Source organism: Bradyrhizobium erythrophlei (assembly GCF_042430365.1).
In the GTDB taxonomy this organism is placed as follows: Bacteria; Pseudomonadota; Alphaproteobacteria; order Rhizobiales; family Xanthobacteraceae; genus Bradyrhizobium; species Bradyrhizobium erythrophlei.
The window spans coordinates 1-12,349 of sequence record NZ_JBHMET010000030.1 but is presented as its reverse complement, the minus strand read 5'-3'; the positions used below and the strand labels follow the sequence as shown (position 1 = coordinate 12,349).

At 62.6% G+C, this 12,349-nt stretch carries 9 protein-coding genes and 1 pseudogene; 3 read left to right on the top strand and 7 right to left on the bottom strand.

Annotation, left to right across the window (positions count from 1 at the left end):
- Both ACFFWD_RS04270 and ACFFWD_RS04265 read right to left on the bottom strand, forming a co-directional pair.
- Positions 1-624 carry a tetratricopeptide repeat protein gene (locus tag ACFFWD_RS04270; RefSeq protein WP_376961769.1) on the bottom strand — a complete coding sequence of 208 codons (624 nt, stop codon included), beginning with the start codon at positions 622-624 and terminating at the stop codon, positions 1-3.
- 306 nt (positions 625-930) lie between these two features.
- Entirely contained in the window at positions 931-2,529 is a 1,599-nt protein-coding gene (locus ACFFWD_RS04265) for an FAD-binding oxidoreductase (protein ID WP_376961805.1), read from the bottom strand.
- A 357-nt stretch (positions 2,530-2,886) separates the two neighbouring features.
- On the opposite strand from ACFFWD_RS04265, the gene ACFFWD_RS04260 reads away from it, so the two are divergent.
- From ACFFWD_RS04260 to ACFFWD_RS04250, 3 genes are all read left to right on the top strand, one after another.
- Complete coding sequence (locus ACFFWD_RS04260; RefSeq protein ID WP_376961767.1) at positions 2,887-3,837, top strand: oxygenase MpaB family protein; 951 nt, start codon at positions 2,887-2,889, stop codon at positions 3,835-3,837.
- A 443-nt stretch (positions 3,838-4,280) separates the two neighbouring features.
- Positions 4,281-4,958, top strand: a complete 678-nt coding sequence (locus tag ACFFWD_RS04255; protein WP_376961765.1) for a protein-L-isoaspartate(D-aspartate) O-methyltransferase — start codon at positions 4,281-4,283, stop codon at positions 4,956-4,958.
- A 30-nt stretch (positions 4,959-4,988) separates the two neighbouring features.
- The gene (locus tag ACFFWD_RS04250) at positions 4,989-5,378 is read left to right on the top strand and encodes a hypothetical protein (protein WP_376961763.1); all 390 of its coding nucleotides are present in this window, start codon (positions 4,989-4,991) and stop codon (positions 5,376-5,378) included.
- Between the two features lie 235 nt (positions 5,379-5,613).
- On the opposite strand, the gene ACFFWD_RS04245 is transcribed toward ACFFWD_RS04250, so the two are convergent.
- From ACFFWD_RS04245 to ACFFWD_RS04225, 5 genes and pseudogenes are all read right to left on the bottom strand, one after another.
- Complete coding sequence (locus ACFFWD_RS04245) at positions 5,614-6,072, bottom strand: OsmC family protein (protein WP_376961761.1); 459 nt, start codon at positions 6,070-6,072, stop codon at positions 5,614-5,616.
- A 445-nt stretch (positions 6,073-6,517) separates the two neighbouring features.
- Positions 6,518-8,077, bottom strand: a complete 1,560-nt coding sequence (locus ACFFWD_RS04240) for a tetratricopeptide repeat protein (RefSeq protein ID WP_376961803.1) — start codon at positions 8,075-8,077, stop codon at positions 6,518-6,520.
- Between the two features lie 242 nt (positions 8,078-8,319).
- A pseudogene (locus tag ACFFWD_RS04235) lies at positions 8,320-9,064 on the bottom strand (caspase family protein); the annotation flags it as partial.
- Between the two features lie 1,293 nt (positions 9,065-10,357).
- The gene (locus ACFFWD_RS04230; RefSeq protein WP_376961759.1) at positions 10,358-12,091 is read right to left on the bottom strand and encodes an adenylate/guanylate cyclase domain-containing protein; all 1,734 of its coding nucleotides are present in this window, start codon (positions 12,089-12,091) and stop codon (positions 10,358-10,360) included.
- A 43-nt stretch (positions 12,092-12,134) separates the two neighbouring features.
- Positions 12,135-12,349, bottom strand: a 215-nt coding sequence (locus tag ACFFWD_RS04225) for a hypothetical protein (RefSeq protein ID WP_376961757.1), incomplete at its 5' end; no start/stop codon positions are given.

The window sequence follows — 12,349 nt, the reverse complement described above, 5'->3', positions numbered from 1 at the left end:
TCAGTAGACCAGGCTCGTGCCCGGCGGCTTCTCGAGCGCTGCCGCGAGCGAGCGATATTCCTCGCAGTCGGTGCCGCAGATCTCGGCGATTCGGCTCAGATGATATTGCGCCTGGTCGCGGTTGCCCTGTTCAATCTGCCACAGGCCGTAATAGTTCCATGTCAGCACGTGGTTCGGATCGGCCTTCAGCGCGCGCTCGTACCAGACCTGCGACTGCTTGTAGTCGCCGAGCTTGCGATAGGAGTAGCCGATCAGGTTGGCGACGTTCGGATGATCATCGTTGCCGAGCGCGTGCAGCTGATCGATCGCGGCGGCATAGTCGTTGCGCTCGTAGATCGTCGCATAGGCTGTGCGATAGCCATCGCGAAACGCCGGATCCTCGAAGCCGGATTGCTTGATGGGCTTCTTGACCTTGTGCGTGGTCTTTCTGCCCCGCTCCTGGGGATAGGACGGCGCGGGCGTGCTGTAGCTCGATCCGTAGGGATCGCCACCTCCACCGCCGCCGCCGCCACCACCACCACCACCACCTCCGCCGGCCGCGATGGCGGCGTGCGGCGGGAACAGGATGAACGGAGCGGTCAGGAACGCTGCAAGCGTTGCGAGTTTCACCGGTGACTTGATCATGCAAACCTCCCGAGGCGAACTGGGCAGTCGTTTGGTGTGAAGCATAACTCCCCGTTGCGGGAGACATTCCCCTTGATCTGAAAAAATTGTTTGCGGCAACGAATGCGACAATCGCACTGTCGCTTCCGGGCAGTGTGCGTGCAGCTACGCGTGGTGTGAGCGTCGCGTCCGTGGTCGCTCGAACTGCGCAGTCGAAACTAACATTCGTGTCAGGATTCGCCCAACAGCAAGCGCACCCCCGGATGAACGTAGCGGCATCCGGGTTCTTTGCCTCGAGCGGCGGAGAGCTCTTTCGACGGCACGCGCCTACGCATCAATCAGGACGCCCGGGTTGAGCATGCCTTGCGGATCCAATTCGCGCTTGGCTGCCCGCAACGCGGCGGCAAACAGCTCTGGCCGCTGTCGGTCGTACCAGGGTCTGTGATCGCGACCGACGGCATGATGGTGCGTGATGGTGCCGCCTGCTGCGATCAGCGCATCGCTTGCCGCGTTCTTGATGGCCTGCCACTGCTCGAGCAACGCGCCGTGTCGACCGCGCGCGTGGAAGGAGAAATAGGGCGCAGGCCCGTCCGGGTAGACGTGGGTGAATCGGCAGGTCACTTCACCCTTCATTCCGGTCGCTTCGAGAATCGCACGTTCGGTTGCTGCTTTGACGTTGTCGTGAAGGCTTTCGAACCGATCCCAGGTGATTGCGGTCTCGAACGTGTCGTTGATGAGGCCCGCGGGCGTCAGGAATTCGCGCGCATAGGGCATCCGAATGAACGCGTTGCGCCAGATGCCTGCCGCGCCTTCGAGATGCGCGTCGCTGGCCTTCGCGGGCTCCGGCGTCCCGTGGTGGTCGGCGCAGCATTCAAGAGCGCGCGCGAACCAGGCGTCCAACGGATGATCGCCCGATTCGAACGCGAGCACCATGATTGCGGCGCTGCCGTCGGCCGCACCTGTGTTGAAGGCTTCCTGCGGGTCCAGGATGCGGCAATTGGATGGATAGAGGCCGGCTTGCGCAACCGCGCGCACGGCGCGCGCGGCATCGAAGAAAGAGGGAAAGCGAACCGATGCGCCGGCGCGGAATTTTGGACGCGGTTGCAATCGCATCCAGGCGCGCGAGATCACACCCAGAATCCCTTCCGAGCCGATGAACATGCGATCGGGACTCGGGCCCGCACCCGAACCGGGAAGTCGGCGCGTCTCCACGACGCCAACTGGCGTCACGACGCGCACGCTTTCGACGAAATCGTCGATATGAGTATGAAGACTGGCGAAATGGCCGCCTGATCGTGTCGCAATCCAGCCCCCCAGCGTTGAATATTCAAAACTTTGCGGAAAATGCCGCAACGTAAGGCCGTGCGGCTTGAGCTGGTTTTCCAGGGACGGACCATAGGTGCCGGCTTCGATCGATGCGGCGCGCGAGACCGGATCCACCTCAAGGACCTTGGAGAGATTGCGCAGGTCGAGGCTGATCGCAGCCTTGTGCTGGATGCCGTCAACCCGCGGCTCGACGCCGCCGCACACGCTCGATCCGCCGCCGAAAGGCGTCAGCGAAGCGCCGACAGAACCCGCCCAGTCCATGACCGCTGAGATCTCCGACTCGTTGCGCGGGTAGGCCACAACGTCGGGCGCACAATCATAGTCGCCAAGCATGGCCCTGACGTAATCCGGATAGGACTTGCCATAGGTGTGCGCGGCGCGATCGTAGCGTTCGGTCGTGCAGAAGGGTGCAAGCGAAGCCGGCGGCACTACGCGCGGCTCGTGCAAGGCGAGCTCTTCAAGGCCGGGAACAGCTACCGTCTCGAATTCGTCGGTGCCAAATTTTGCGTGGTAGCGGCCGAGGACAAACGTCCGCTCCTCTGCGCTCATGCCTTCGCCTTCGCGTCCCCAGCCGTAATGTTTCAGCCTTGCGCCGGTCATGAGCATTCCCTGTGTTTCGTTTCGAGCGTTTCTCGGATCGAAGAAGAGAACTCTGAACGGCAGCGCCGCAGAGGGAGCTCGTTCGATCGAAACAATACGCTTTCGAGGGGGAGCGTGAAAGACGGCGGCGCTTAACGCGGACCGTTTCTTCAGCGAACGGTGCGACAGCCGCTCCAGCCGGTTTAGCAAACCGCAGCCTTGTCCGCGTGTGGTATGACGAAGCGCCAAGCCGCTGCGTTCCGAGCGGGAGGTAATCCGCAATGCCATAGCGTTTGGAGCGCCTTGGCTTGCTAAATCGCGATAGACTACGCAGACGAGCGGAGCAAACCGGTCCACGTTCGTTTCGAAGGAGCGCATTTGGTCTCAGAAAGCGACCTGGAGGCTGCTCTTGATACCGTCCGGGCTCAGGCTGCCGGATCGGTCGAGGGCATCTTTGGTCCGGCATCGATGACTTGGCGGATCGACAGGGAAGCCGTCATCTTTCTGGGCGCCGGTCGTGCCTTGCTCCTTCAGCTGGCGCATCCCTGGGTCGCCGCCGCCGTGACCGAGCACTCGCGGACCTTTGCGGATCCGATCGGTCGTTTCCATCGCACCTTCGATGTTGTGTTCACGATGGTGTTCGGCTCGCGCGACAGGGCCCTTGCGGCCGCCCGACGCCTGCACCACCGCCATGCCATGATCGTCGGCCGCCTGCCCGAAGCCGTCGGCCCGTTCGCGAGCGGCTCACCCTACAGCGCCAACGAGGTCGCAGCGTTGCGCTGGGTTCACGCCACCCTCGTCGACACCGCGCTCATCGTGCACGACCTGATCTTGCCTCCGTTCTCGGTCGAGGAGCGCGAGCGGTATTGGGCGGAAAGCCGGCTGTTCGGGGGATTGTTCGGGCTGACGTCGACCGACTTGCCGGCGGATTGGGAATCATTCGCCGCCTACAACGCGGCCATGATGCAATCGGATACATTGTCCGTCAGCGCCGCCGCGCGCGAGGTGGCCGGACAGATCTTCACCGGGGGACGTCCATGGTTGCGGCCGCCGCGATGGTACCAGGCCCTGAGTGACCAGCTGCTGCCAGACCGATTGCGCATGGGCTTCGGATTTGCCTTCGACGAAGGCGACCGGAAAGCTGCAGAGCGCGCGGTTGCGTGGATACGACGCGTCTATCCCAAAATCCCGACCCGCCTCCGGTACGTCGGTCCTTACCAGGAAGCTCAATCGCGACTGCAAGGAAAGGAGGAGCCCGGCTGGGCAACCCGCTGTCTGAACAGGGCCTGGATCGGACGGCCCCAGTTGGATGATCGCTGGAACAGGTGAGGCTCCGAGACTTCGGCAAGCTGCGCCTCTTGCTCGCGGCTTTCGAGTGAGGATGATCCCTAGAGATCGAAGTTCGCAGGCAGCATGACGACGTCGCGAATTGTCATGCCGCGTGGCCGCCGGGCACGCGCGGCCTTCCGCAGTTGTCAGTGATCCTCCGTTGCTTGACCAAGCGTTCCGCACTGCGGGAGCAGCGCGAGCCTGCGCGTTCCACCACAAAAAGTTCGGCACGTCCCGCTTCAGGAGGAGCTGTTGAGGTTGTACAATCTTACCCGCCCGTTTGAAGGCGTCTCCCGTTGTCCTCAATGGACCGGCGACGTCTTCAGCGTGCAACGTGATCGGCGACAGAGTTCCGCTTGAGGAACTGCTTGTTTGATCAGTGGCAAACGGCTGGAATATCAGTTTGGGCAAGCTTTCCGATCGTGTGCCCGTGAAGGTTGCCAATGCGAGAAGACCTTGAGCGCCTGCGTAGACACATGCTCGCGGTCATCGCCGCCAACGCCTTTGGCCTGCGCGACGCGATCGGCAAGAGTGCCTTAGACGAACGCGTGATGACGGCCATGGGCAAGGTGCCGCGGCATGCGTTTGTGCCAATCGAACTTCAGCCCTACGCGTATGACAATATTCCACTTCCAATCGGCTTCGCAAAGACGATCTCGCAGCCATTTATCGTCGCCTTAATGACCGACCTCCTCGACATCAAGGCCGACGACAGCGTTCTCGAAATCGGTACCGGTCTTGGCTATCAGGCTGCTATCCTCGCGCAGCTCGCCCGCAAGGTATACTCCATTGAGATCATCGAAGAGCTCGGCCAATCGGCGAAACAACGACTCCGACAGCAGGGCTGCAGCAATGTCGAACTCAAGATTGCCAATGGTTATCACGGTTGGTCAGAGCACGCCCCCTTTGACAAGGTGATAGTGACGGCCGCTCCCGATCTGATTCCTCCTCCGCTGATCCACCAATTGAAAGCGGGTGGGAAAATGGTGATACCGGCCGGCCTGCCCGATACGCAGCAGCTTATCGTGGCCGAGAAGCTCGCCGACGGCAGAATGACCATGCAAGAGATTCTGCCCGTTCGATTTTCTCAACTCGAGGGGACTGAACCCAGCTTGTCATGAGCCCGGTGGCGCACCCGTAGCGGAGCATAGATGACCACCTCGAAAACGATCGCCGGCCTGATTGGTCCCACCCTTGTCGCCATCGCTGCCGGCATGCTGCTGAACATTGGCTCGTTCCCTACATTGGCGGAACAGGTTTCCCGCGACCCCGCGCTCATCTTCGTGTCAGGCATCCTCTTGTTCGTCGCTGGGCTTGCGATTGTGCGCGTTCACAATCGCTGGACCAACGGATGGCCGGTGCTTGTGACCGCCTTTGGCTGGCTGTTCGTCCTGAGTGGCCTTGCCCGAATGCTTTTTCCAACCAGCGTCACCGCGATTGCCGCCGGAATTGGTCAGATCCGCAGCGCAATCGTCGCAGGAGCCATCGTCCTCCTGGGGCTCGGCGCCTTTCTTTCGTTCAAGGCATATCGACGTGATTGAGCAAGCATACGCTTCCCAGCGAGCGTTTTGATGACAGTTGTGGGTTCAAAAAGCATATCCCAAAAGCTTTCGAGCATGTCCGCCTAACTCTCGAAAGCGGACGTCGTGCATTTATGAACACGCGCCCTGGCTTCAGCGTGTTCCGTCTAGGACATGGCTTGCCGCGATCGGGGCGGGTAGGGCCCATGTCTGAGAAGGCCAAGAACTGGACCTGCACAGCCGACGCAATTCGTTTTCAGTTTGGTGACGGAGCAACGACAAACTCAGCAGCGAGCAAGATCTTCGATTTTATGGAATTCGAGATGAAGCACTGTGCTTCGACGCCTTCCATGATTTCGCGGGCACGTTCGAGCTCGGCGTTGTCTTTGAGGCTTACGCGCGGTCGAACCATGACCTCTGTGATGCGGTACTTGCCTTCGATATTCTCGAGCAGACCTTCAGCCTCACCTTCATATCGCACCGGAGTCAGACCTTTCGCCTGGGCGAGCGTGAGGAAGGTCAGCATCATGCACGTATTGACCGAGCCCACGAGTAGCTCTTCGGGTGCCCAGATGCCTGGCTCGCCTTTGAACTCGGGCGGACTGCCAACATCGATCTTCGGTTTCCCCGACGCAGAGAGCGTACCCCGTCGGGCCGAGCTCCAGGTTGTGTTGGCCTTGTAGCGAAACGATTTGTAGGCTGTCTTTGTTGCCATGCAAACCTCCCAGACGGCTGTTGCTGAACGGGCGCTAGCGATCGACGGTTCTGTCGGACCATATGGTGAGGCGGCTTTAGTCTGAAAGTAGGTCAAACGCGGACCGCTCCCGCTCTGGCGATTGACCGCGATCAGATCAGCCTGACCGTTCTCCAGGATGGCTTCCGCCTGTTACGGGCCATGTGAAGACTCATTCAGCGCAGCAAGACCTATTCGGGCATCGACGGCATTGTTACGCCCAAGCTCGCCGCTGCCTTCGCGGTTGAGTTCAGCCGACTTAGAGACAAGCGTTGTGGTTTGGTCGATGAGGGGCAGGAATCAATCACCTCGTCCGCGCGCAATCGCAGCGACGGCGGCAGCGTCTGGCCGATCGACCGCGCCGCATCGCGAGGACGGGACTCTCGTCGCTCCGGCCCTCCTCGCAACACCGCCGGGATCGGAGATGTCAATGCCGCTTCACCCCGCCCAACGCCTTGGACGCGGAGGCGTCGCCGGCCGCAGCGGCCGCTTCGTACCACTTGCGGGCCTGCGCGGCGTCCTTCGGCACGCCGAGCCCGAGCCGATAGAGGTCCCCGAGCTGGACCATGGCGGCGGTCCGGCCTCCCGCCGCTGCCTTTTCGTACCATTGGCGGGCCTGTGCATAGTCCTTCGGAACGCCGCGTCCGTTGCGATAGAGGTCGCCGAGATTGACCATCGCCTGGAGGTGCCCCAAGGCCGCGGCCTGCGCGTACAGATCACGGGCCCGTCCGACGTCCTTCGGAACCCCGTTGCCTGCTTCGTACATGTAGCCGAGATTGTTTATGGCGAAAGCATCCCCCAGCGCCGCCGCCTTCTCGTACCATTTGCGCGCCTCTCCGTAGTCCTTCGGCACGCCGATGCCCCGGTCGTAGAGGAAACCCAGCTGGCGCATGGCGGCGGGCTCGACGTCGGCAACCGACTCGTACAGGCTTTTCGCCCGACCGCCGTCAACCGGCACGCCCTCGCCGTGCTGATAGAGGTACCCGAGATTGACGGATGCGAGCCTTATGCCGAGCGCGCTCGCCTTCTCGTACCATTTGCGCGCCTCGCCGTAATCCTTAGCAACGCCCCGGCCCTGCTGGTAGAGCCAGCCGAGATTGTTCATGGCCCATGCATCGCCAGCGGCGGCCGCCTTCTCATACCATTGACGCGCCTGCACGGAATCCTGCGCGACGCCGAGGCCCTGGTCATAGAGATAACCAAGCGACCTCATACCCAAGGGCTCGCCGGCGTTGGCGCCGGTCTCATACAGGCTCCGCGCCCGCGCAGGGTCCCTGGGGACGCCATGGCCTTCTTGATACAGGCGCCCGAGATTGACGCTTGCGAGCTTGATGCCGAGCGCGCTGGCCTTCTCGTACCATTTCCGCGCTTCACCATAATCCTTCGTGGTGCCGCTGCCCCGTTCGTACAACCAGCCCAGATTGTTCATGGCCCAGGCATCGCCACCGGCGGCCGCTTTTTCGTACCACTGCCGCGCCTGCAGCGGGTCCGCCGTGACGCCGATGCCGCGATCGTACACAATGCCGAGCAAGCGCATGCCCATCGGATCGCCGCCCGCGGCCGCCGTTTCGAACAGGCTTCGCGCGTGGTCGACGTCCTTCGGGACGCCGTTGCCGTTGAGATAGAGACGCCCGAGATTGGCGCTTGCGACCGCGATGCCCGCTGCAGCAGCCTTCTCGTACCAGATGCGCGCCTGTGCATAGTCTTTGGGCCCGCCGTTGCCTCGCTCATAGAGATTGCCGATTGCGTTCAGGGCCGCGGGATCGTTGGCCGCGGCGGCTTTTTCATACCAGCTGCGAGCCGCCTCATAATCCTTCGGCACTCCGCTGCCCTCATAGAACAGCACGCCGAGATTGAGGTAGCTCGCCGCATAGTTCAGGCTGGCGGCTTTCTCGTAAAGCTGCTTGGCCAGAATGAAATCCCTCTGCGCCTGCGCAACGCGACCGGCTTGATAGACCAAGCGCGGAACATCAGGATATTGCCGCATGGCCTGGTTGCAGGCGGCAAGCGCCGCCACGATTTGGATCTCGCCAAGCCTCACGCCGCCGATGCCCTTGGGTCGCTCCGGATCGGCGGGATTGGCCGCCTGCCGGTCGCAATCGGTGATGACGCCATCCGCAGGCAGCGATTGCGCCGGTAAGGTCAGTCTTGCTTCCTGCCGCGCCGGTTCCGGCGCCGCGTCGTCCGGATGGGGCGTGGTTGCGATTGTGGACGCTGCAGCAGGCGCACCGGCGAAATAGAAGCTGCCATCGATCGGAGACGACGAGACCCAGGGCAGCTGCGCACCGCCGGTCGCGCGTTTCACGGCGAGGCCGACCTCGTTGAAGGTCTGAAACAGGTCGAGACCCGGTCGCTTCAGCGTCGCCGCGAGCGCGCGGGTGTAGGGACTGTGGCCGTCGTCACCATCCTGGGCCACGTTGCCGGGCTGGGTGGCGTATGAGATCAGCGTGCCGTCCGGCGCGCGCAGCTGGGCCAAGCCGCCCGAGGAGGCCCGCAGCCCGCGGGCGCCGAACGGATTGTTGCGGCAGGCGTCCAGGATGATCATGTTGAGCCGCGTGCCCGAGCCCTGCATCTGGTTGAGCACGACATTGACGTCGAGCATCTGGAAATCGACGTCCGCCTCGCGCGTCGGATTGGCGTCGACCGGCACGAGGTAGTTCGCTCCGCGCACCTGCACGCCGTGACCGGCGTAATAGAACACCGCGACGTCGGCGCCTTGCAGAGCGTGCCCGAACGCCTGCACCGCGTCGTCGAGTGCGCGCTTATCGAGATCGGCCCGTGCATCGCCCCCGACCAGAACGAAGCCCAGCTCCTTCAGCGTCCGCGCCATCAGCGCGGCGTCGTTGTCCGGATTGTCCAGCCGCGCGACGCTCCGGTAGGCTGAATTGCCGACCACCAGCGCCACCCGTTTCTCGGCGGATGCGGGACCCGCCAGGGCGGCTGTGAAGAAAAGCACGAACAGCAGGCGTTTCACGCGAGAACCCCGGCGGCTCGACTGGACGCCTGCCAGTGTACGCCGGCGCGGGACCGCCTTGAAGCCGAAAGCGGCTCCGCTCGTCAGAAACCGCCGTCGGAACTGAACGCGGCCAGCGCCGCCTCGTCGGCCGCTCAATGGTCGCTGCACAGCGCTAACTGAAGCGATGGGGCCAGGAACGGACTCATGCAGCGCAGCAAACAGCATCTTTACCGCACATGTTATCGTCTAACTCTCGCGCCCTGCATTGCGACTCGCTCCTGACGGAAGCCGGCCGCCAGCTTCAGCCGGTTTTCATCGGTACTAGCACCATCTGCCGATCAGCCATATGGAGCCGCCGTTGCAGGATCAGCGGCGCCTGGTAATGCAGCCGTCGCGTGATGACGTTGGTCTGCACGAATATCAGCTTGCTCGCGAAACAGACACTGTTTGGATAGCTTCCACCGGGTCGGTGCCGAAACTGATGGCGTAGGTCGCGGCCAGTCCGCGCTGGTGGCAATAGGCGCAGCAATAGCGGAGCGAATCCTTCACTTGGCGGCTATGAAGCCTGGTACGATCGCAATGCCGACCAGTACGGGCGACCGTCAACCAACGTTGTCACGCCGTGACGCGAAGGAGCGATGTCGCAAGAGCCAGCTGCCGCACGATCAGTGGCAGCTTTTGATGTAGTATGCCGCGCCAGGATCTCCCCCAAGATCGTAACGGCAGCGACCACATACAAAGCTGTCCGGCAATCGACCTTCCCGCCGCAATTTTCCGGTAAGTTTCTCACCCATAATAGGGTGCTTTTCCGAGGCGACTGGCCCTTTGCAATCCGTGGCACCAATCCTAACGACGAGTTCGGATGCTGAGGGGCGAAAAAGCGGCACGGCCGAAACGTCAGCAGCACTCGAAAGCAAGCCGATTGAAATGACGAATAGGGATTTTGTCATTTGGTATTACCTCGGGTCCGAGCGTTACGAACGACAGAGGAGCCCTCATTTACGCCAATAGCTCCGAGCTGTTTGCTGTCAACCCGAGCCGAGAATTGCACGTTATCACATCGGCTCGGAAAAGAGGACGATTTGCGCAGCAGCAATTGGCGGTGCCAAATGGCAGCTAGGGGTCAAGAGGCGATATCGCAGAAGTCTTCGAGTATGTCCGCCTAACGCTCGAAAGCGGACGTCTTGCGCTTTGCATTGATGCACGCGCGTCTGGCGCCAGCGTGTTCCGTCGCCGGCGCGGTAGAAACGGCGGGTTGCGCCGTTAGCAAACTGCCCGACGGGAATCGACCGGCGTCGCGGGCGCTGCTCGCTACTTATGCTCCAGGTGCCACGCACCATCCCAATTCGCCGCAGGGGGATTTTGCCGGAAGCTTTCGACTCGCGTCTTGAGCGTTGCCGACGGCCCATCGCCGGGCGCTGCTTCGAGCGCTGCCGCAAACGCGTGGCCAGCGTCGTCCCAGCGCCGCTCCCGATACGCCGCGAGGCCTTCCGCATAATGCTGCCGCAGCGTGGTTTGCGCCGCCGTCAGCTCGCCGCTCTTGCCCAGGATCTCGAACACGGCGACCGGTTGGGTCTGCCCGACAACCACCAGCCGGTCGATCTCGCGCAGCTCGATTGCCGTTGCGCAGGCGCTCGCGGTTGCTTCCGAGATCAGGCAGCGGCAGCCATAGACCTTGTTGGCGCCTTCGAGGCGCGAGGCGAGGTTCACGGTGTCGCCGAGCACGGTGTAGCTCATCATGAACTCCGAGCCGATGCTGCCGACCAGCGCCTCGCCGGTGGCAATCCCGATACGGACGTCGCAATCGGTCGGGATCGCGCGCACGCCGAGGAGCTCCGGCAGCTCTTTACGCAACTGCGCGACGCGTCCGATCATGTCGATCGCGGCAAGCGCGGCGAGGTGGGTCTGCTCGGTCTCCTCGACGAACGGGGCACCCCAATAGGCCATGATGGCGTCGCCGATATATTTGTCGATGATGCCGCGGTGGGCGTGGATCGGCTCCGACATGGTCGAGAGATAGAGGTTCATGATCTTGACGAGGCCGCGCGGCGTCACGCCCTCGCTTAAGGAGGTAAAGCCCTTCATGTCGCAGAACAGCACCGTCATGACGCGGCGCTGTCCTTCGGTCGCGGCGATCGCCGGCTGGTCGAGCAGGCCTTCGGCGATCCGCGGGTTGATGTAGCGGCCGAAGGTCTCGCGGATGCGCTGATTGTGCCGCAGCGTCTCGATCATGCGGTTGAACGCGGCCGAGAGCTGGCCGATCTCGTCCTCGGTCGTGACGGAGATGGCGCCGTCGAGCTTGCCGGCCTCGACCTCACGAGTGCCTTCCAGGAGCTTCATCACCGGGCGGGTGATGCCGCTGCCGACCAGCATCGCGAACACGAAGCCGAGCACGGCGGCAATCGCGGTCACGATCGCCGAGATGATGATCGCCCGTTGCTGCGCAGCCGTCACCGTCGCCGCGCTGGCGCTAACCTGGGCCAGCATGTCGGCGCGGATGCCTTCGATCCGGGTGCTGAACTCGTCGCGCAACGCTTCCGCGCGGAGCATGGTCTGCCTCGCCGACGTAAAATCCTTCGCGTCGAGCTGGTCAAGCAGCGTCTGGTTCTCCGCGTTCAGGCGGACGAGCAGGTCGTTGACCGCGTTGTCGATGCGGTCGTCGAGTCGCCCGAGCGCGGCGTTGTCTGACGGCGTCGAGGGATCGGCGATGATCGCATCGATCAGCTTTCGCGCGGCATCGGCCTCGCTCCTGAGCACCGGCTCGATCTCGTCGAAGGTCTTGCGCGCCGCCGCGTAGCCGTTGTCCTCCAGCGGCCCTTGCATCTTCGCCATCATCATCCGCCGCATCGCCAGCGACCGCTCCAGCGAGCGGATATTGACCCTGGCGAGGTGGGCGTAGGCGGGGATGTAACGGTTGTTGAGCTCGTCGAGCAGGTGGCCGACCTGGCCCGCCAGCACCATCGACAATAGCGACGTGACCACGGCGAGGATGATCAGCCCCGCGGCGATCCCGACGATCTTCTGCCTGATGGATTTGCGAAACATGCCGTGCGTCCAGCCGCTTCAGCCATAGGCGGGTCGTGACCCGTCATCGCGGCGGAACAGCTAATAGAGTTCCAAGGCGCGCTTCGCAAGCGCGTGCCATGCGCGCAAAATCTAATTTTGCCTGACAAATCAACGCGACACACCCTGTCCAGTCCTTTCTGAGAAAATATTCCGCTTCCCTTGTCGGGCAAATCAGCACTAGGTCCTGTGGACTCTTGGGATTCTCAAATCGAGAGGAGTGTGATTCAAGACTTTCTT